This is a genomic window from Pseudoalteromonas luteoviolacea CPMOR-1 (assembly GCF_001625685.1).
Classification (GTDB): domain Bacteria; phylum Pseudomonadota; class Gammaproteobacteria; order Enterobacterales; family Alteromonadaceae; genus Pseudoalteromonas; species Pseudoalteromonas luteoviolacea_K.
Genome location: NZ_AUYC01000012.1, coordinates 130,720 through 152,838 on the forward strand (window position 1 = coordinate 130,720; position 22,119 = coordinate 152,838).

The window sequence follows — 22,119 nt, forward strand, 5'->3', positions numbered from 1 at the left end:
AATAATGAACTTCTATGAAGTTAATTTCGATGGACTTGTCGGGCCATCACATAATTATGCAGGCCTGTCATATGGAAATGTCGCTTCAAAAGCCAATGCAAAAAAATTCTCCAATCCTAAACAGGCGGCATTGCAAGGGCTCGACAAAATGTATGCTTTAGCACAACTGGGCTTACATCAAGGGGTGTTGGCACCAAATGCTCGCCCAGATTTAAAAACGTTGCGTGCATTGGGGTTTAGTGGCTCTGATGGTGAAGTCATTGCTAAAGCTGCAAAAGTCGAACCTCAATTGCTTAAAGCATGTTATTCAGCGTCGTCGATGTGGACTGCAAATGCGGCAACGGTTACACCAAGCTGCGATACTCAGGATAAAAAGGTCCACTTTACACCCGCAAATTTGAACAATAAATTACACCGCGCCATTGAAGTAGATACAACTTCACGCATTTTAAAGCAAGTTTTTAAAGATGAAGCATATTTTGTTCATCACCAAGCGTTGCCTCAGCATCCTCTTTTTGGTGATGAAGGTGCGGCAAATCATACTCGTTTGGCAGACTCATATAATCACTCCGGTTTGGCTGTATTTGTCTATGGACAAGATAACCAAAGTGATATCAGGCCATCTAAATTTCCAGCTAGACAAACGCGTCAAGCAAGTGAAGCAATAGCACGTAGTCATATGATAAAACCTGAAAATTGCCTGTTTATTCAGCAAAATCCGGATGTGATAGATGCAGGGGTATTTCATAATGATGTGATAGCGATAGGGAATGAGAATGTCTTTTTATTTCATGAACAGGCGTTTTATGATCAGCAAAACTCGGTTAAAAAAATTCGAGAAGCTTATAAGGGCAGTCGACCCCTGCACTTAATCGAAGTATCTAGTAATGACGTCAGTGTCGAGCAAGCGGTGCAAAGTTATATTTTTAATAGTCAATTGGTGAGTTTGCCGAGCGGAGGAATGGCGCTGATCGCCCCAAGCGAATGTCAAAAAATTAATGAAGTTGAAACGTATTTAAGTGCGCTCAAGCAGGCCAGTAACCCAGTTAATGATGTTATTTATCTTGACGTTAAGCAAAGTATGCAAAATGGAGGCGGACCAGCTTGTTTACGGTTACGTGTGGTTTTATCTGAGCTTGAACTTAAAGCTGCGAATCAAGCTTGTTTGTTGGATGAGCAACTTTATTTAAGGTTATCTGCGTGGATAAACAAGCATTATCGCGACCAGTTGAGTGAGTACGATTTAGCAGATCATACGTTATTGTTAGAGAGTTACTCGGCCTTAGATGAACTAACACAGATCTTACAACTTGGCTCCGTGTATGACTTTCAAAGAGGCTAGAAATCCAGTGAACCTCCTTGTTGCATAAAGGGGGTCTACCATTCAAGTGAGGGCTACTTATTGCGGGTTGCCTAAAAAGTATCGAGTGAATTTGACCGATTTCAAACTTATAGTCCTCTGTTCCCCATGTTTAGTCTCTTTAATGCCGCCTTTAAAATTTAATATCGGTCATTTATAACCTTGTTGGCATTTGGACATTTGGGCATTCTCATCTCGCGAACGTGAGATTTATATTTTCTGCCTTGCCCAATAGTTGTCTAAATTGCACTGTTTTAAATCAATTGAAAATGTACCCAAAATCAAAAGTGAATTTTTAACATCGTTGATTATACTTTGCTTATCTCTATCTAGGCATGTTTAGTGTTCTAGTTGCTAGCGGGTCTTGAATTAGGATTAAGCGGTCTTGCTTGAAGTAGGTAGTGATGAACATACGATAACCAATGATAGGTGATTAGCTATGTCACTATTACTTCGATGCGCACAGTACGTATTTATACCCCTTGCCAGTCTGTTTAGTTCAATATGCTTGGCACTGGACAGTCCATCCCAATCTGATGAGAGCTTGAAAAAAATTCTCAGTGAAATTAATGCTCACATAATTCAAAAAAACTACCGGTCAGCATATCAAAAAGCGGAAGCGGAAATTGATGAGTGGGCTGGCGAGCCGAATTTTGATTTTCTTTATGCGCAAGCCGCGTTAGAGCACGCTAAATATGATGAAGCTATTTTCGCGCTGGAGCGAGTGCTAGTTAGCTGGCCTGAGCACATTCCCAGTCATTATTTACTGGGATTAACCTATGCGAAACAGAAAAACTACAGTCAAGCCAGTGGCGTTTTTTCAAATTTGTTAAATGCGCAGTTAAGCCCGACAATGCGTGAGCGGATAAGTCGGGCGTTAGACGCGGTTGAGCGAAATACGCAAAAGCTTGAACAGTCATTTAGCCACGCAATCTCGCTTGCACTGGGCCATGACTCCAATGTGAATAGCGGTGCACTGGATGACAGAATAGTCATAGGTGGGTTGCCTCTTACACTAGGCCAGAGCAGTTTGAAAACATCAGACAACTTCATGCGGTTTAAATATCGTTTTCGGGGAAGCTGGCAGCAAACACAATATCAAGGCTGGAAACTGGACGTTAACTTCTCCGATCAGCGCCATAAAGACGCCGACCAGTACGATAGATACCAAGGGTCAATCAGGTTTGGCTATGAGCATAAAAAAGAGAGTTTAACGTTGTCAACCGGTGGTCAGTTTGGAGTTTTAACGCTCGACGATAATACCTACCAACAAGATATTGGCTTGTATGGATCTGTTCAATACAACATAACTCCCCAATATTTCACTGCTTTAAGCAGTTTTGTTTTTTCGCAAAACAATGTTCAAGACCGTAATCTCGATAGTCGTATTTACACCATTCAAGGCTCCGCAGGATATTCTTCTGCTTTATGGCTGCTGAGAATGGATATGGGTTACACCTGGCAGCCTGCAAGGTATGAAGAGGGTGAACATTACGGTCGGGACTATAACTTTATCTCGGGTTCGGTTAGCCATAAAACCGGTGAAAAGGGGTTGCTGAGTTTTAAAGCGCAATACAGGGATATTGAGCATCGTGCAGATCATCCTCTTTTCTTATCGACAAGAAATGAAGAGCTCGTGATCTTGAATTTAAATTGGCGATACAAATGGAGCCAAGCGTTGAGTATTGATTTATCAGCTTCTTATTATGACAAACATAGCTCAATTACCTTATATAGCTACGATAGAACAGAATGGTTCACGGGAGTCCGTTATGAATTCTAATTTTAAGTTGATTGCTACCTTTACCCTTGTATCAACTGCAATGGCTTTAGCGTTGACTTTGCCATTTTGCGCTGTTGCTGACCAAGCCGGTAAAACTATCATGTCTCGTGGTAACGTTATTGCCACTGATACCAGCAATGAATCGAACAGAGCCTTGAAAAGGCGTAGCCCGATATATGATGTCGATGTTGTCAATACGGGCGAATCAAGTCAGGCCCAACTTAGAATGCAGGACGGCGCACTGATTGCGCTCAAAGCTCAGACTCAATTGAAGATTGAAGAATATAATCTGGGTGGTGCAGAAGGGGGCTCTGTGGTGATGGAGCTTATTTCAGGAGGACTGCGCACTATCACAGGTGAAATAAAAGGTGATAAGAGCAACTATAAACTGAAAACACCCGTTGGCAGTATCGGGATCCGTGGCACACATTATGAAGTCGAGTGGAAAAATAACGAACTCTTCTTGGCTGTTTGGGATGGGACCATTGAAGTGGATATGAGTAATGCGACAGGAGCTGAAGGGCCCGTATTACTGGGTAAAGGCGGAGATTTTTCTTTTGCAAAAGTGAGTGAAAGTGGCGCCGTTACATCACTACTCAAACCACCTTCAGAACTGTCTTCTCTGTCTTCCTCAGTCAGTGAATCTGCACAGTCAAATGACACAGAAGAGCAAGGTACTGCGGTTGCGAGTGCGGAATTAGACCCAACTGAACAGCCCACACCGATATTAGAAGGGAGTTTTTCTCAAGTGGCCAATGATGTATCACAAAATGAATACATCAATGAGCAAGAGTTAGATAGCTTGGGGACTGAAGATATTAGCGAGTTGATTTCCGAGCGAACGGGAAGTACCGCTTACACAGTACTTGAAAGCATAGATGCCAGCTCAAGTCTTGGCGCTGTCACGGCCATTAATATGCAAATGACGGTTAATTTTGACAGAGGAACTGTTGAGCAAGGTGCTTTGTCCTTTCAAGATTCTGGTGGTGAATGGTTTGCAGCATTTAATGGCTTGATCACGACCGAAGGCATGGATCTCGGTGTTAATTTTGCCTCTCATGGTAATAATCTAGCCAATGGGACGATTCAAAGTCGATTTATAGATGGACTTGATAAGCTAAGTGGTAATTTTAATTTAAGAGAAATAGACAATCCGAGTGTTTCTGCTCGAGGCGACTTTCTCTTAGGTCAGCCTTAGGAGAAACATGATGAACCTAAGCGCAATGTTACGTAGTCTTATCGCACTCATATTCGCAGTCGCGATGGTAGGTTGTGGTGGTGGAGGCGATAGCGAACCACTTCAACAAGCTGGTAATACCTCTGGGGCAGTTGAACTGCCCAACAACTCAAGTTCAAACACGTCTTCGAATGCACCTGTTGTCGTAGATTTTTCTTATCAGCCCAAATTTAGGCATGCACGATTAGGGGCCACGCAAGTAGTAGATGAGTTGATGATTAACGGGACAGGCGATCTGACTCACCCACAAGGAGAGGTTACTGAGCGTGGTAATATCACAGTTGCCGTTGATAATATTGAAGATCCTGACGGCATTGGCCGTGTTTTGTTGGGCTTTGATAATGCTGAACAGGCGATAGAATTATGTAGTGAAAACTGTGTCTCTCCGTTCAAATTTACTCAGACTGGTGTCAATCCATATGATTTCGGTCAGTCTAGAGGCACTGTCAACCTGCAGGTATGGGTTGAGGATCTGAATGGTAATCTGAGTGTGGTGGCCATAAAGCAGTTTAATTGGCAGCCGCAAAGTGTGGTGGTGGAGCCTGCGCAAAGACAAGAAGATGGCTCTGTCGAAATTAATTGGCAGCCGCTTGAAAGTGCACTGAGGTATAATGTTTATCTCTCAGAGGAACCGATTAACAGCCGATCTGCAATCAATGCGATCCCTGCGAATAATCGATTTGTTGCATTATCAAATACTTCTCAGTCATTTTCAGGTTTAGAGCCTAAAAAGCATTACTATGTTTTAGTTACGGGTATTGATGGCAGTGGTGAAAGTGCATTCAGCGAATCAATATTACTCCCTGCGACCGAACAAACTCCACCGATTGCTAATAATGACGACTTTACTGGTTTACAGTTTGAATCGATTTCGGGCAATGTTTTAACCAATGACTTAGACTTGGGCTTTGGACCCATCGAGGTTGTGAGCAACCTGGTCACGGCACCATCCAGTGGTACAGTTAATATTTCTGCAAATGGTAACTTTACATACACCCCGAGTGATAGCTTTTTTGGTACTGACAGCTTTGTATATCAAATTCAAAACTCACAAGGTGCGACAGCTCAGGCGACTGTGACTTTACAAATAGAAGCTGTAAGAATCTCAATATTGACACTTAACAACGCCTACAGGGTTGAGAAAAACACAGAGTTAGCTGTCTCTGGCAGAGGGGTACTAGTCAATGATGTGCATTTATTAGATCAATCGCTGCAAATTGATACCCAGCCAGAGCGAAATGTAACCAATGGTGTTTTGACGCTTAACGCTGAAGGTAGCTTCACGTATGTACCGAATAGTGAATTCATAGGTGAAGACTCGTTTGTTTACCGGGTACGCAGTAACGAGGGTGAGGTGCAACTGGCTGAAGTCTTTATCTCTGTGCAAGATGACGTTACTAGTATTCCGCCTGTTGCGGTTAATGATGCGTTTGAGACGAGTGAAGACTTTATTTTATCTGTCAGCTCGCCTGGCGTTTTAGAAAATGATACTGATGAAGCGCTTAGTTCTGTGTCAATTAGTATAGAGACGATGACAATCAGCGGTTCGTTGGAGTTGACTGAAGAGGGAGGTTTTAGATATGTCCCTAATGCTGACTTTGCAGGTCAAGATTACTTCATATATACCATAACAAATGAAGCTGGTTTGAGTGCAAGTGCATTTGGTGTTATCAACGTTGTGAGTGTGAATGACCCACCCATGGCCATAGATGATTCTATTGAAGTTGCACAGGGTCAGCCAACAGCAATAAATGTCACAAGCAATGACAGTGATAAAGATGGTGAACTCGTTTTATCGACATTAGAAATCGTGATGCAGCCCATGCATGGCAGCGTCACTTTTGATTCAAGTACAGGGCAATTTATATATCAAAGCGATGCCAATTACCGTGGCTCTGATTATTTTGTTTACACGGTAGATGATAATGAAGGTGCGAAATCAAACGAGGCGTTTGTTCAAATCTTTGTTACAGGGGAGAATACAGCACCAATGGCGGTGAATGATACTGCCAGCACTTCCCAAGGTGTCCCTGTAGATATTGATGTACTCGCGAATGATTCAGACTCAGATGGCACATTGGTGTTTGATTCGATTGAAATCACAACGAACCCCTCCAATGGGCAAGTGACTTTAAATGCGAGCGACAGTGTGTTGGTTTATACCCCAAGTTCAGGGTTTTCTGGTACAGATTCATTCCAATACCGTGTACAAGACAATGAAAACCAGTTTTCTAATATTGCCTCTGTTACTGTGACAGTGCAAGCTGTCAATCAGGCACCTGTCGCAAACGCAGATAGTGCACAGGTTGAAATTGGTAAGTCAGTGACTGTTGCAGTGCTAGAAAATGATACCGACTCAGATGGTACAATTGATGCGAGTACGGTAGAGGTTGTTGCAAATCCAAGCAAAGGTACGGTTAATATTGGGTCTACCGGAGAGATTTTGTACATGCACACAGGTACGGCGGTTGGCACAGATAGTTTCTCATACCGCGTTAGAGATAATGTTGGTGCACTCTCTAATATCGCACTTGTTTCTATAAATATTGTTGAACCAGATACCACGCCAATTGCCAATGCAGATACAGCGTCACTTGATAAGAACACGTCTGTAATGATAGATGTGCTCACTAATGATGACGCCAAAGGGCAAACATTAAATTTATCAAGTATTGAGATAATTAGCGCTGTCGCCCATGGTTCAACTTTTATTGACTCTTCTACAGGCTACATTAGTTACATTCCAGTGACTAACTTTGTTGGTACTGATGGCTTTACGTATCAAGTTATGAATAACTTAGGTGAGACATCGAATGTGGCAACTGTGACCATCACAGTGCTACCAAAAAATTATCCACCGACGGTATCACCCAATTCAGCAAACATTGATACCGACGTGTCTAATGGCGACCTTGTATTGCAGGTAAGCGCATCAGATCCGGATGGTGATAATATCAGCTATACATTGAGTGGCACAAACGCCAGTCTATTTTCAATCGCAAGTAATGGCCAAGTGACGGTTGCTAATGCGAGCCAAATCAGTAGCAATGGTGAAGCGGTTTATACGCTTACTGTTGAAGTATGTGACGACATCTCTCCTGCTTTGTGTGCGTCGGCACAAATAACGATTAATGTGAGTGTTGCGCAAACAACGTATGTTGCAAACAAACTCACTACGTTTGGCTCAGATGGTGAAAAGGTGGTGAGACTTCGCGCGTCAATGGAGTCTCATGAAGCTGGCCAATCTTTATTGCTCAGTGATGGTACTTTGCTGGTTGTTGGTGGAGTAGGGTATTGGAATGAAACCCTAGTTAGAAATATCCATCGTGCATCGATAACCAAAGTGCTGTCTGATGGACATCCTGATACAAGCTTTGCTAGCCAGGGGGTATTTTCCAGTTATTTTGGGATTGAAGTTGCTGATCAGCCACAAAATATAGTCGCGAAGGCTGTTGCTGTAGACAGCAGTAATCGCATTTACGTTGCAGGATATGCTGATTTTGGTGCAACAGAAGCACAAGAATTATTAATATTTAGGCTGACAGCTTCGGGTGTGCACGATACATCTTATGGTGCAGGCTCAGGTTATACAAAATTGCCGCTCACAACCGGTGGACGAGTAACGCCGATATCTATTTCGGTAGATGATGCTCAGATTGTCACTGTGCTAAGTAATGTTGCGGTGGGTGAAAATACCAGTATCAAGCTTACTCGAGTTGATACCACTGGGAACATAACATCGTCACTGGATATTGCGCCTAGCTCTTCTCAATACGCTGACGGTATGATCGATTTGGGCAGTAACTTACTGGTCTTTGGCGAAGTTATGTCAGAGGCGGGAAATAAAGACCTGTTATTTGTAAGAGTGATAGAGGAAACCTTAGCAATTGACACCAGCTTCCAGTCAGCTGGATTCTTACAAATTGATATTGATAGCGCGGCTTTTGACAATCAAGTACATGATGTTATTCAGTTGAGTGATGGCAAGCTGCTGCTAACCGGAGACTCTTACCTGTCTGGTGGGAGTGATAAATCGGTATTTGTAATGCGATTGAACAGTGATGGCTCAATGGATACCTCATTCAATTCTACCGGTTATATTTTATATGAGCTCAATCAGCTACCCGCATCCGGCATTGATGGACAGGACTTTTCAGTATGGAATGCTTATGGCTTTGGCTTGTATGCGGATGATACACATTACTATGTAGGGATTGGCCGAGGGCAATTCAGCACGTCTTCTAACGCAGTACAGCTATTTAGAACAGACTTAAACGGTGTTATAGATACAAGTTGGTTACCTGAGTCTGGTGGGCCTACAGCCTATAGACAATTTTTGTTGGCCCCAGTTGATTGGCATCGTACTAGTCAGGGACTCTTTGTTTATGGTTATCAGTATCGCTCTGTAGGAAATAACTTTTTCTATTCTCAATGGATGGGGGAGTTTACGCTCAGCGCAGCTTTAAACAGCAACTTTGGTTCAGCAGGTGAAGTCAATTTAGACACAGGGGATGCAAACGAGTCCTTTACTGAGGGGCTAAGCGTTCAGTCTTCATCGAGTCAATTGCTTCTGACAGGGAATGCATCGACTTGGCAAAACAGCGAAGTGCCTTATGTCTACAAATTAGATAATACAGGTAAGGGAGTGGCTAGTTTTGGTAATCTTGGCAAAATGCAGCTCGCGCTGAGTACTTCAGTCACGACCACCACTGCTGTAGAAGCGTTGGCAGGCAATATCTTACTGGCAGGCAATCAGACGGTTGATCAAGCGGTTATTGTGAACGTCAAAAATGATGGCCAGCAAGACTTTGACTTCATACCTGGCAGTAGTGCAACTGCTATCGGTATTTCCGCCTCTGCTTATGGAGGTACGGGCAGTACAATTGAAGTTACTAAGCTGTATACATTACCGACCACAGATTTTATCGCATTTGCGAAAATTAATGACGGCTGCATTGACCAGAGCCATGCATTTTTCTATTCGAGTGTCGGTTTGATGTTAGGGCATTTCCAATACCCTGTTCCCAGTGAAGTTTCTTGCGGTACCACGGCTAGAGGGATTGATTTTATACATCCTGTGTCAACGACAGAATTAGTGGGTATTGGCACTGATGAACAAGTATTTAGTGAACCTCGTGTGATTTTAGCTAAATCTAATTTAACAGGTGATTTAGATACATCGTTTGGAACTGCAGGAGTATCGGCTTTAGACATTGGACTGGTATCTGGCGAAACGATGGACTTAAAGGGATCGTTTGTTGATTCGCAAGGGAAGTTCGTCATATTCGGTACGGGTGGCAGTAAAAACTTTGTGCTGAGAGTGAATACTGATGGCTCTATTGACAGTTCATTTGGCTCAGGCGGTGTATTGATATTTGAACAGTTAGGTACAACTGCAGTTGTGGTTAAACAAGGTTGGGTGCAAAGCACTGGGGAGTTAGTCTTATTCCTTCAAGAATCAAGCGGTCAAGGCATTTACATCGCTCGGGTTACACTGACGGATGATGCAGGCACTTTCGATACGACGTTTAACTCTGTCGGTTATCAAAACTTCTCAATCTCCATGACAGGACAGCTTTCCTCTGCTATTAGTTTGAATAATGGTGATAGTTTTGTACTTGTTTTACAACAGGATGAGCCGAAGGTCATTGTGTTGCAAGCAGGCATTATTGAGATAGCTGACTAGCGAGGTTGATATAGAATGCAGTTAAAATTCTACGGTGTGAGGGGGTCTATCCCCACACCGGGACCAGACACAGTCAAATATGGTGGTAATACAGTGTGTGTATCTCTGCAAAGTCAGAACGGTACACACATTATCTTAGATTCTGGCACTGGTATAAGGCTCCTTGGCGATGAGCTCATAAAAGATAGTCGAGAAATTTATATTTTACTCAGCCATAATCATTGGGATCATATTCAAGGCTTTCCATTCTTTGTCCCTGCATATATGCCAAATAGGAAGATCACAATTGTGCCCGGTGTAACTGAGTCACAGGCGCCTGATGCGATTTTGAGGCAAATGGATGGTAGCTACTTTCCAGTGCAATATGCTGATTTGCCCTCAATTGTGAAAGTTTTACCACAACATAATGATACGTGGCACTATCAAGATATTTATATTGAACGTATGGCGATGAACCACCCAGGAGGAGGGAGTGCTTATCGCTTAACCGTCGATGGAGTAAAAATTGTTTATGCCATTGATAATGAATTGTACCCTCCGAATGACCCTGTTACGAGCTTTGACGAGTGGGTGGAGTTTGTAGCAGAAGTTGACTACTTAATCCACGATGGGCAGTTTATTCCCAGTGATTACCCATTAAAAATGGGGTGGGGGCATTCTCAAATAAAAGATGCTCTGGCTCTGGCGGTACAAGGAAAAGTAAAAAACTTAGTGATTATTAGCCATGATCCGGCTAGAACTGACAAAGACTTGAACCAAATTGCAATAGACATTGGTCAAAAAGGGTTCAAGTTCAATACTATAATTGCGCATGAAGGTTTAGTGATTAAATGAACCTTGCCAAACACTTTAAGCTGTACCGGCTTCAGTGGGCTACAGGTAGTGTCATTACTTTTTTATTTATCTTACTCCATATGCTTGCGCTATCACCTGCAGCACCTTATGGACAAGTGTTGAAACGATTTGAGGGGCTAGCTTATGACGTGAGGCTCAAAGAATCACTGCCTTGGCAACAAAGGTCATTTTTACCCATTGTGATCGTTGATATTGATGAGCAAAGTTTGATTGAAGTTGGTCGCTTCCCTTGGAGCCGTCACGTAATGGGAAAGTTGCAAGACCAACTCGTTGCTGCAGGGGTATCTGTTGTTGCATATGATGTCTTATTTTCTGAACCTGAATTAAATCCAGCTATGCAAGTGGCTTCACACATAGGCGCAACAGATCCACAGACGAACGAAATCTTGCGTTCGATCGCCCCAGATATTGATGCCGATATCGCTTTTTCTAAAACACTAGATGCAACAGATACGGTTTTAGGTATGTTGTTTGAGCACCAACAAGATATTTTGGTTGGCAAGCTTCCTGACCCTATTTTCGCCAGTGAGATTTCCCCTGATAATCTACCTATTCCAGATTTTGCTGGCCATGTCGCGAACGTAAAAGTGTTACAGGAAAATAGCCCGGGAACTGGTTTCATAAATAGTGCACCGGATGGTGACGGGTTTGTGCGATATTCAATGCTAATGATTAAACACGATAAAGAGGCTTATCCTGCATTGGCTTTAGAAGCGGCTAGGTTGTATACCTTAGCGGATACTGTAGAGATAGTCGCCAAGCCCTTTGGTGAGGGACACAGCGTACAGGGAATTAAGCTAGGCACCACGCTTATTCCGACAGATGACTATGGCCGCGTTGCAATACCTTTTAGAGGCCCTGCCTTTAGTTTCCCTTATATATCGGCCATTGATGTGATCAATGGAAATATAGATAAAAGCATGTTTGATCAGGCCATTGTGTTTGTGGGGACATCCGCAGTTGGTCATGCTGATTTGCGAACCACTCCGGTAGGGGTGCAATATCCGGGTGTTGAAGTCCATGCAAATGTATTAGAGGGGTTAGTGTTTCCGGAGTTGCTGCCTTCTCGCCCTGATTGGATCGATGGCGCGGTCGTTGTCTTACTTGTCACATTAGGGTTAGCAATGTCTGTTGTACTTCCACTGCTGGGGGTTTTGGGCATGACGTTGCTAGCCTTGTTTGTCACATCATGTTTTATCTTTTTTAGCTTTTATGCATGGGTTGTTTGGCGGCTAGACTTCCCGCAAGTCGCAATTTTAGGCTTAACCATTTCGCAAACGACAATCTTGGGTAGCCTTGGTTTTGTGCGAGAGCATAAAGAGCGCGTACAGATTAAATCTATATTTGACCAATATGTACCGCCTGCACATATTGCTTCGATGTTAGAACAACCTGATCAGGCTTCTATGGAAGGTGAGAAGCGTGTAATGACCGTGTTATTTGCTGATATACGAGAGTTTACAAGCATCTCTGAGTCGCTTGATGCCGGAAGGTTAAAGGCATACTTAAACCAATATTTTTCACCTATCACAAAAATTATTTTCGAGTACCAAGGCACCATTGATAAATATGTCGGTGATATGGTAATGGCTTTTTGGAATGCCCCGTTGCTTGTTGATGAACATCCAGAGCTTGCTGTTAAGTGTGCTATGCAAATGCAGCGTCAAGTCGATGATTTGCAAGCGCAGATGATAGAGCAAGGTTTCCCGCCCTTTGCCATCGGTATTGGCCTAAATACTGGAGACATGAATGTGGGGGATATGGGCTCCGAATATCGAAGAGCATACACAGTGCTTGGTGATGCGGTGAATTTAGGATCGCGTCTTGAGGGGTTAACAAAATTTTATGGGGTGGGGGTATTGGTTAGCGAGATGACCTATGAGCAATGTTCGGGTATTGTTTTTCGGCCAATTGACAAAGTAAAGGTAAAAGGGAAAAACCTCGCGGTGACTATTTTTGAGCCTATTGCACTTAAAAATGAGGTAACTGAGGCTCAGCAAGAGGAGCTTAAAGCACATAAAAGAGCTTGGGAGTTGTATTTATCGCAATCTTGGCAGGAAGCTTTGCCAGCTTTTACTAAACTAATAGAGTTACAACCACAAAGAAAAATTTATCAACTTCTTTGTGAAAGAGTGCGTGAAATGCAATCTCATCCTCCCGGTGAAGACTGGGATGGAAGTTATACGCACAAATCGAAATAGTATGGGTGTATAGGGCCATGGATCTGTCAATTCGTAGCACAGTAGCTGAAGAAGACATCATTGAAAGTCAAGTTGCATTAAAGCATTTGCTTAAGCTTGCGATTGAGCTGTCATCAGAACATGATACTGACAGGCTATTAGAGCATATTTTAGAGTCAGCAATTGCGTTGAGTAATGCTGAAGGCGGTACAATTTATTCGGTCTCAGAAGACGCGCAGCTCAAGTTTGCAACGCTGATTAACGAGCCGCTTGGGTTACATATGGGAGGGACATCAGGCAAAGAGATACCATTTCCAGCAATCCCTATATATTTAGAAGATGGCTCGCCCAACGAAAGTGCTTTAGTAGCGCTCGCCGCAGCAAAGAAAGATGTGATCAGAATTGATGATGTTTATGATTGCACTGATTATGACTTGTCCGCAGCCAGAGCGATGGATAAGAAAACAGGCTATCACACTCAATCTGTGTTAACGGTCCCTATGGCGAATCACGAGCGAGACTTAAATGGCGTTTTACAGCTGATAAACCCTCGCTGTAAGGACAAAGTGGTGAGATTTTCGTCTGATCTGGTTGAGTTGATATGTTCAATGAGCTCATTGGCAGCGGTGGCTTTGACCAATAGACAGCTGATTGACGATATGGAAACATTATTTCAAGCGTTTACTAGGTTAATTGCTAAAGCAATCGATGAAAAGTCTCCTTATACGGGAGGACATTGCCGAAGAGTGCCAGAGCTAACCATGATGATAGCCAGTGCGGTTCATGAAGCAAAGACAGGGCCAATGGCTGATTTTAAAATGACAGCGGCGGATAGGCATGAGCTTTCTCTTGCAGGTTGGCTACATGACTGTGGCAAGATTGCCATCCCTGAATATGTGATGGACAAGGCTACTAAGCTTCATTCAGTATACGATCGAATTGAATTGGTCATTGCTAAAATTGAAATAGCAAAAAGAGACATAGAGCTAGAATTCACCAAGCGGATAATGAAAGCTGAAGCTTTGGATCAGCAGCAAATTGTCAAGACGCTGAAAATGGAGTTACAGCAGGCTTTGGACAAATTAGAAGATGAGTGTGCATTCTTAGCTCGGGCTAATATCGGTGGCGAATTCATGAAAGAAGCTGATCAGCAACGGGTTCAGAGCTTGGCTGACAATTACAACGTTGTGATTGATGGTTTAGCGCAACCACTGTTATCTCAAGAGGAAGTCTATAATTTAAGTATTGCAAGAGGCACACTCACCACAGAAGAGCGGTTGGTGATTAATAAACATATGGATATCACGCTGGAAATGCTTGAAGCGTTACCATTTCCTAAGCATTTACGAAGAGTCCCTGAATTTGCAGGGGGGCATCATGAAAAAATGGATGGGACAGGGTATCCAAAGGGCCTAACCAGAGAGCAAATGTCTGTACCGGCACGGATCATGGCGATAGCCGATATATTTGAAGCGTTAACCGCTGCTGATAGGCCATATAAAGATGCGAAGCCGCTCAGTGAATGCTTGTTTATTATGGGTAAGATGAAATTGGGCGATCACATAGATCCAGACTTGTTCGATGTGTTTGTCAGCTCAGGTGTTTATTTAGATTATGCAAATCAGTATTTAAAGCCCGAACAAATAGATGAAATAGACACGGACAAAATACCCGGATATAACAAGCCATAGGCGAGTTAGTTAACGCGCCAAGGCGGGTTTAAACGGTTTTCTCCAGCCCAATAAAGCTTGATTTTGTTATTGGATGGGTCAATGAGTATGGCTTCTTTCCAGAGATACCTTTCCATCGTTGGTAACTGTTCAAATTGAATGCCTTTTGCAACAAGCTGTTCCACCCATTCATCAAGTTCTTTGTGCTCAAAATATATCGCAGCGCCATTTTTAAACGTTTCCGTTTCCAGTGATAGAGAAAATGAACTCCCGCCTGTTGGACATTCAAAGCGAGCATAATGCGGTGTATCAACAATGAGTTTGAAACCAAGGACCTGATAAAATTCAACGGCCTGTGGCATATTATGTACTGGTAGTGTGACTTGATTTAAGTTCATTATCGTTATGAGATGCTAGGTTGTTGTATCACCATAATTTCAGAAGGTGATTGATTTGTAAACGATAAAGTCTAACCAGGGTTAAGGTCGGTGTTCGTTCTCTGGGCCATATTGTGCAATATGCTCAATAAGTTCTGGAAAAAAGCACAGAAATGACGCTTCAAGTTGTTCAAGATTGTCAGCAACTTCAACCTCAATTCCGCTAAATTCGTTTTTAAACCGTACCCTTTTTACAATGTTACTAAGTGCCTGCTGAGTGCCAATGAGGGTGCAATATTGCTCGAACCAGTCATTGGTAATTAGGTTTTTAATCACATGTTGCATAGGTAAATGCATCATAGGCAGTTGTTGATTGAGGAGCTGATAACTATGCACTTTAAACTCTTGAAATGAAGTCGGACTAAATTGGGTCCAGTGTTTTATAAGTAGATGGTCATAGAGAACATCGAGTGCAATACCAGAGAATCGCCGACGTTTGTCGCTAAATAGAGATTTTGACTGTTTAACAAGAGGATGAAAGTCGGTAAATTTATCGACTAAAACATGGTTGTCTAGTGCACTTTTCATACTAGGCGACAGCGTTGTGGTATCTATTCCGCGTTGGAAGTCACCAAGCAAATTACCGTGATATGATTGAGCAGTTTCCTTTGCGAGAAATAAATGGGCTAGATAATTCAAACTTCACCTGTAGGTTGCTATTTCATTCTAAATTTTGCTTTGCTGATATTTTATATGAGGCTTTTATAAAAATAAGCAATAAGTAGGCGCTGGTAAAATAGCTTTTAATTTTCCGTTACCGAAGCGCAGTAGCCTAGATAATTTTTATATGAATGGCGGTCATTATTTGCTTTGTTCTGCTAATCTTAATGATATGACTCATAGTTAAAGAAGACCATTGATGCTTGATATACTGAACTTTGATAACGAGGTACAGTTATGATTGCATATGGATTTTTGCCTTTTTCAGCTTACGTTATTTCAGACTTTATATTTTTCCACCGTAATCGTTCTATCAGTTTTGATGTGCTTGTCAGGCAAGTTCGATTTACAGGCGTTGAAGCATTAGGGCTGGTGGTACTTATCGCCATGCTGATCGGTGCGTTAATCATAGTTCAAGGCTACCCGTTACTAGCGGCCATTGGGCAGGGAAATTGGATTTACGATATCTTAATTTCTACGATTGTGCGAGATTTGGGGCCGTTTATTGTTTGCTTTATTGTGTTAGCGCGCTCTGGCACGGCTATCACAACGGAGCTCGGTAACATGGTAGTCAGTAAAGAAATTGATGCGCTAATCGCAATGGGAGTATCACCTATTTCTTATCTCGTTGCACCACGTGTTTTGGGGATGATAGTGTCTTTGGTTTTGCTGATGAGCTACTTTGTGGCATGTGGTATTTTTGGCGGATACTTAGTCAGCAATGCTTTTCAGTCAATACCGGTCAGTACTTTTTTTGCAAAGCTTGTCAGTGAGTTACATTGGTTTGATATCGTCATCATGCTACTAAAAGTCGCATTTTCAGGTCTTTTTATTAGTCTGATTGCAAGTTATCACGGGCTAACAGTCAATCGGGCTATTACTGAAGTGCCGCAGCGAAATATTAAAGCGGTAGGCAGGGGGCTCATTTCAATTTGTTTGATCCACGTCTCACTTACTTTGCTATACGTGATAATAACAGGGCGGTGATAATGCAAATTGAGTTTAAAAATATCTCCCATTCTGTAAAAAACAAAACCATTTTTAATGACTTAAATGCATGCGTAAGCAGTGGGCGTTGCTTAGTTGTTTCAGGCCGCTCTGGGTGTGGCAAAACGTTATTCTTCAGTATTGCGAGCGACATCATTCGACCTGATAGTGGCCAAGTTTTGGTTGATGGACGTGATGTAAATACATTGAATGCAAAAGATTACTCGGATTTTAGACGCGATGTGGGCGTGGTATTTCAATTGTCAGGGCTAATTTCCAACCTGACATTAGAAGAGAATTTGATGTTGCCTTTGAATCGTCATTACAAAGAATTGGATAAATCTGAAAAATATCACCGGATCAATACCCTTGCTGAGGAGTTTGCATTACAGCACTACTTACCGCAGCGTACAGAGATGCTGTCCTCGGGACAAGCTTCATTAGCGGGCCTTGCTCGTGCTCTTTTACTCAAACCCCGCGCGGTGATCTGGGATGCCCCGATGGCAGAGATTGACGAGCAGTGGGGAGAGTATGTACTTAAGTTGTTAGTGCAATTAAAGGCTCAGGGGACGACATTAATTTTGTGTTCCAATCGTAAAGAAGTCATTGAAACGTTAGCTGATGAGCAGTTAGAGCTGAATGAACTGTTCTGCTTTTCGGAGTTTTAACTGATGCAGCACAGCGTAAAAAAAACGAATAATATCGTCTTGCTCTTTGGTGTGGCAGGTATATTTATGTTGTTAATCATGACTGCGATGATCCTAGTGAACAACCATACTTTCGCCGACAAAACCTATTATAAAACGGTATTACAAGATGCGAGTGGGTTAAGTGCCTTACCTGCTATTTATTTTAAAGGCCTAAAAGTGGGTCGAATAGACGGATTCAGATTGGACCATGAGTCTAATTTAATTGAAGTTGAGCTATGGGTATTTAGGGAGTATCAAAACAAAGTTGTAAAGTATGCGGTACTGGCTGGTGAACAACATCCAATTTTTGATGATGTCACGACTTTTGAGCTTATTCTACCGGATCTTAGTAGCGTGAAAGAATACATTGAGCTAGCGCCAGATAGCTACATCCCCCATATCAATAGTGAGCTTGGTAAAAACTATGTCAATAAAGGTCTGATTGCACAAAAAGGGGATGATATTGAAAGTATCTTGGGCAGTATCAACCAGCTACTACAAAACTTTCAAAAAGAAGACAACCCAGAGGCGGGAGCAATATTTAGAGTCTTAGATCGTGTGGCTAAAATTAGTGATAATTTGATGGTGGTGAGTGAAGAAGTCAAAAGTAGCGATTTGCTACCTGACGCTGAGCGTACGCTGGCGCAAAGTCAGCAGGTATTAGAGCAAATGCCAAAAGTATTGGAACAAATCAATACAACGCTGCTCACCACTGAGCGGCTGATGGGACAAGCTGGTTCTACATTAAACAACTATGCAGAGCCAGCAAAGATAATTGGTGATGTCACTGAGAGGCAATTACCCATTGTCTTAAACAATTTAAATGAGAGTCTCACTGTCATGCAGATTATGCTCAAAGATGTTCACAGTGAGAGGGAGCAATTCGCCATAGCGATTCATAGCATGCAACAGGTATTGGATAAAATGGATAAGACCTTACAGGCGTTAAACAACCATCCAATGTTAAAAGATGGCATAGAAAAGCAGCCTCGGACCACGGGAGTGGAAATGCATGATTAAACTGGCATGTACCGTAATGTTTGTTATGTTTGCACTCATAAATATTGGATGTTCAAGTGCACCCGAAAAGCAATATCGTGTTACCAAATATTTGGAACTCGCAAATACGTGGATGGCCCGAGGGGATAGAAAGCGTCAAGAAGAAAAACTCGCTCTTGCTTTGAGTAATTATCAAACGAGTTATAAATACGCGAACATGCGAAATGATTTGACACTGATGGGCATTTTACACCTTAAACAAGCGACCATTTATATAAACCAAAACCGGTTTGAACAAGCGCTAGCTTCTATCGATAAAGCAAAAGCGCTTCATCAATATGAGGGGGCTGACATTGTATTACCCATTCGTTCAGTCGAAGCGAAGTTTACAAATGCACTTGGTAAGGCCTCTTTGGCTAAAAATATGGCCAATGAGTTAAGTGTTGAATATAAAAATGACATCGAGAAGCACATATACTATCGCTGGTTAGGCTGGTTGTACTCTGGAGAAAATTCATGGGATTGGGAGAGGGTAGACAGTGATTTGAATACACTGAAACAGCTTAAATCGAACGGCACTTTAAGTAACATTGAAATACTCTCTTTCGCCATTTATTACAATGCAAAATGGCGTGTGCAAGAACAAGATAGACAAGCTCGGTCTGCAATCGACATGGCGCTAGCACATTTTTCTGAACTTGAGCTAACTAACCGGATTAAAGCGTGTTATGTACTTGCTGTACAGTGGTACGAAGCAAACGGTGATAAAGACAAAGCTACTTATTTTTCCATGCGCTTAAAAGAAATCTCTACCAATATGCCATTTTGACAAGATTTATACATCTTCAATTAAATGCATTTCACTTCGGTTTCTACCATTACTTTTTGCTTGATAGAGCGCTTTATCTGCTTGCAGTTGTGTTGCTTCAAACGCCGCTTTGGTGACTGTTTCAGTATTGGCAATTCCAGCACTTAGGGTCACGCTGTTTAATTGAGGGTTAAGTTGCTCTAAACTTTCAGAGAATGCAGCTCTGACTTTTTCTGCCAGTTGCATCGCGTGCGCTGGAGAGGTGTCAAATAAGACAATGCAAAACTCTTCTCCCCCCCAACGAGTGACGAGATCAGAAGCGCGAACAGACGATTTTAACTTTTTGCCAACGTGTGCGAGTATCTGGTCGCCGGTTTGATGACCAAATTCATCATTGATGTATTTAAAATGATCAACGTCAAGCATTATAACACTCAGTGAACGACACTTGCGTTGGGATAAAGGCATGATGCTATCCAAACATTTAGATAGGCCTCTGCGATTGAGCAAATCTGTCAGTTCATCGTGATGTGCAGCATATTCTAGTTTGCGAACAAACCGGCCTACACTGAGTAGCATTAGAAGAGGGACCCCTGCGATGATGCCGATTAACGCAACGACCCAAGTATATCCTCCGACCCAACTGAACTTTTCGCCAATACTTGGCAGTGCACCAAAAGCACCATACAGGGTGTAGAAGAAGCTTAATATAAGTTCTAATAGAACTACAGATACCGTTATTGTGACGGCTATATACTCATTTCTGTCATGTTTTGCATACTGCCATAGAACCCAACCATAATTCGCTCTAACTAGCAGTAGCCAGACACCAATAACGAGTAGACGCAGTGACCTATCTGGTATTAGCACAGTAAAAACCAATGACAAGATAAGGACTGGGATGATGAGCAGGTATATTTTTTGCTTAGAGGGTGGCTTGTGGACAAAATGCCAAGCACCGATTAACCAAAATGCATGCCCTAGGATCAGGCAAGTGTTGAAGGTGATGACCATGACAAACCTTGGCATGCCTTGCATAGAGAGCTGAGATAAATAGGCAATGGATAATATGCCGAGTGCAATTGCCCAATATCGAGTTCCCTCAATTGTTTGGCTCATTTTTGTGATAGCACTAAGGACAATTGCGCCGGTAATCGAAGCGAAAAACAGGGAGAGCATTAAGGTTAAATCATGAACTTGCACTAATTACAGTGTCCTTTTTTGATTATTCTAGAGGTGTTCTCAATTAACATCTTACACGTAGCTTCATGCACAGCTTACGTAAATCTTAGCAAACGTTTTGACTTTTGCATTAATTCGCGCGGTTACGTGCACGAGATAAGGCTAAATAGGAGGGGTATTCTATAGTAATACATGACATATTTTCTGAGGAAGAAATATGAACAAAGCACTTAATCAATTATTTGTCTATGGCTCTTTGGCGCCGGGGTGTGCAAACGAGCATGTTTTGAGTCCCTTGGATGGTGATTTTGAAACAGGCTGGGTAAAAGGAAAACTATACGAGCAAGGTTGGGGCGCTGCTATGGGGTACCCGGGTATTGAGCTGGATGATCAAGGCAAATGGGTAAAGGGTCAATTATTTTACTCTGCACAACTTGCAGATTATTTGCTGGAGTTAGATGGATTTGAAGGCTCTGAGTATAAAAGGGAAATATGTGAGGTAAAAAAAGCATCTGGAGAGATGTGCTTTGCATATATTTATACGTTAGTGAAACAGGCTTAATAAGAGTAAAAATGTAGCGGTATACCTACATTGCTTAGTGAGCTTGGTTATTTATTAAATGCAAAGTCAATATTTATGATGAAAAGAGCTTGGTTATTTCTTTTACTCTTTAATAGTTATGCTTTGGCCGCACCGATCCGGATTGTCGTGAATGATTGGACGAGCCAACAGATCTTAGCCAATATTGCCGAACAAATATTTATCAGGCTTGGTTATGAGGTGGAGCTAATAGAGGTCACAGTTGATATGCAGTGGTTTTTATTAAAGACCGATAGAGCCGACTTACAATTAGAAGTGTGGCAGGGAACGATGGAAGATAAATTTACTCAATTGCACCGAGCTGGCGCAATTGTGGACCTTGGAAACTATTCAATGGTGACTCGAGAGGATTGGTGGTATCCACTCTATGTCAAAGATATGTGCCCAGGTCTGCCTGATTGGAGAGCGCTTAGAAAGTGCGATAGGGTGTTTGCAAGGATTGGTTCAAAAGGAAAGGGGGTCTATGTTTCAGGGCCTTGGGAAAAGCCAGATAGGGCGCGAATTAAATCATTAGGTTTAAATTTTATAGTAAAGCAACTGGATAACGGAGAAGCAATTTGGCAAGAACTGAAAGGGGCAATTGCTGATAAGCGCCCGATATTGGTATTCAACTGGACGCCTAACTGGGTTGGGGCTGTCTACCCCGGCGAATTTGTTGAGTTCCCCGCACATTCCAAAGCGTGTGAACAAGACAAGCAATGGGGTGTGAATTCAAAGCTGGCATATGATTGTGGCAATCCAAAAGCGGGTTGGCTCAAAAAGGTGTCTAGTAATCGGTTTGCTAAAATGTTTCCTTGTTTGGCTAGTGGCATAAAAAAACTCGATCTGAGCAAAAATGAAGTTGAACACTTGTCAGCTAAAGTTGATGTTGAGCGCTTAACTGTGAAGGAAGTTGCTATACAGTGGGTGAATATGAATAAAGAAAACTGGCAGCTTTTGTTTAGTCGTTGTAAATCATCTTGAGCCTAATAAATCGAGCCTAAAG

General features: G+C 42.3%; 16 protein-coding genes. 13 read left to right on the forward strand and 3 right to left on the reverse strand.

Annotated elements, in window-relative coordinates:
- The first annotated feature begins 4 nt into the window (after positions 1 to 4).
- From astB to N473_RS02455, 7 genes are all read left to right on the forward strand, one after another.
- Positions 5 to 1,342, forward strand: coding sequence for an N-succinylarginine dihydrolase (gene astB / locus N473_RS02425; protein ID WP_063366568.1), 1,338 nt, complete (start codon positions 5 to 7; stop codon positions 1,340 to 1,342).
- A 457-nt stretch (positions 1,343 to 1,799) separates the two neighbouring features.
- Positions 1,800 to 3,143: a surface lipoprotein assembly modifier gene (locus N473_RS02430; protein WP_063366569.1), complete on the forward strand. Its 1,344-nt coding sequence runs from the start codon at positions 1,800 to 1,802 to the stop codon at positions 3,141 to 3,143.
- The gene (locus N473_RS02435) at positions 3,133 to 4,341 is read left to right on the forward strand and encodes a FecR family protein (protein WP_196766359.1); all 1,209 of its coding nucleotides are present in this window, start codon (positions 3,133 to 3,135) and stop codon (positions 4,339 to 4,341) included. Before N473_RS02430 ends, N473_RS02435 begins: the two co-directional genes overlap by 11 nt.
- A 7-nt stretch (positions 4,342 to 4,348) precedes the next feature.
- Positions 4,349 to 10,066: an Ig-like domain-containing protein gene (locus N473_RS02440; protein WP_081220905.1), complete on the forward strand. Its 5,718-nt coding sequence runs from the start codon at positions 4,349 to 4,351 to the stop codon at positions 10,064 to 10,066.
- 15 nt (positions 10,067 to 10,081) lie between these two features.
- Positions 10,082 to 10,900 (forward strand): MBL fold metallo-hydrolase, encoded by an 819-nt coding sequence (locus N473_RS02445; protein WP_063366571.1) that lies wholly within the window; start codon positions 10,082 to 10,084, stop codon positions 10,898 to 10,900.
- A complete protein-coding gene (locus tag N473_RS02450; RefSeq protein ID WP_081220907.1) occupies positions 10,897 to 13,122 on the forward strand; it encodes a CHASE2 domain-containing protein in 2,226 nt (741 codons plus the stop codon). The genes N473_RS02445 and N473_RS02450 overlap by 4 nt, the downstream gene beginning before the upstream one ends.
- Positions 13,123 to 13,139: 17 nt before the next feature.
- Positions 13,140 to 14,792, forward strand: a complete 1,653-nt coding sequence (locus N473_RS02455) for an HD domain-containing phosphohydrolase (protein ID WP_063366572.1) — start codon at positions 13,140 to 13,142, stop codon at positions 14,790 to 14,792.
- A gap of 5 nt (positions 14,793 to 14,797) precedes the next feature.
- Here the strand turns inward: N473_RS02455 and N473_RS02460 are convergent, their stop codons facing one another.
- Both N473_RS02460 and N473_RS02465 read right to left on the reverse strand, forming a co-directional pair.
- Positions 14,798 to 15,169, reverse strand: a complete 372-nt coding sequence (locus tag N473_RS02460) for a VOC family protein (RefSeq protein WP_063366573.1) — start codon at positions 15,167 to 15,169, stop codon at positions 14,798 to 14,800.
- An 81-nt stretch (positions 15,170 to 15,250) separates the two neighbouring features.
- Positions 15,251 to 15,847, reverse strand: a complete 597-nt coding sequence (locus N473_RS02465; RefSeq protein WP_063366574.1) for an ACP phosphodiesterase — start codon at positions 15,845 to 15,847, stop codon at positions 15,251 to 15,253.
- A gap of 258 nt (positions 15,848 to 16,105) precedes the next feature.
- Between N473_RS02465 and N473_RS02470 the strand changes: the two genes are divergently transcribed.
- The 4 genes from N473_RS02470 to N473_RS02485 are packed head-to-tail and all read left to right on the forward strand — an operon-like array spanning position 16,106 to position 19,372.
- The gene (locus tag N473_RS02470; RefSeq protein WP_052262273.1) at positions 16,106 to 16,855 is read left to right on the forward strand and encodes an ABC transporter permease; all 750 of its coding nucleotides are present in this window, start codon (positions 16,106 to 16,108) and stop codon (positions 16,853 to 16,855) included.
- A 2-nt stretch (positions 16,856 to 16,857) separates the two neighbouring features.
- Entirely contained in the window at positions 16,858 to 17,523 is a 666-nt protein-coding gene (locus N473_RS02475) for an ATP-binding cassette domain-containing protein (RefSeq protein WP_063366575.1), read from the forward strand.
- A gap of 3 nt (positions 17,524 to 17,526) precedes the next feature.
- A complete protein-coding gene (locus tag N473_RS02480) occupies positions 17,527 to 18,564 on the forward strand; it encodes an MlaD family protein (RefSeq protein ID WP_063366576.1) in 1,038 nt (345 codons plus the stop codon).
- Positions 18,557 to 19,372 (forward strand): hypothetical protein, encoded by an 816-nt coding sequence (locus N473_RS02485; protein ID WP_063366577.1) that lies wholly within the window; start codon positions 18,557 to 18,559, stop codon positions 19,370 to 19,372. The genes N473_RS02480 and N473_RS02485 overlap by 8 nt, the downstream gene beginning before the upstream one ends.
- Before the next feature lie 6 nt (positions 19,373 to 19,378).
- On the opposite strand, the gene N473_RS02490 is transcribed toward N473_RS02485, so the two are convergent.
- Complete coding sequence (locus tag N473_RS02490) at positions 19,379 to 20,470, reverse strand: GGDEF domain-containing protein (RefSeq protein ID WP_196766360.1); 1,092 nt, start codon at positions 20,468 to 20,470, stop codon at positions 19,379 to 19,381.
- A gap of 280 nt (positions 20,471 to 20,750) precedes the next feature.
- Here N473_RS02490 and N473_RS02495 point away from each other — a divergent pair, with 280 nt between their 5' ends.
- Entirely contained in the window at positions 20,751 to 21,095 is a 345-nt protein-coding gene (locus N473_RS02495; RefSeq protein ID WP_063366579.1) for a gamma-glutamylcyclotransferase family protein, read from the forward strand.
- Between the two features lie 75 nt (positions 21,096 to 21,170).
- Complete coding sequence (locus N473_RS02500) at positions 21,171 to 22,097, forward strand: ABC transporter substrate-binding protein (protein WP_231099507.1); 927 nt, start codon at positions 21,171 to 21,173, stop codon at positions 22,095 to 22,097.
- The last annotated feature ends 22 nt before the right edge of the window (positions 22,098 to 22,119 follow it).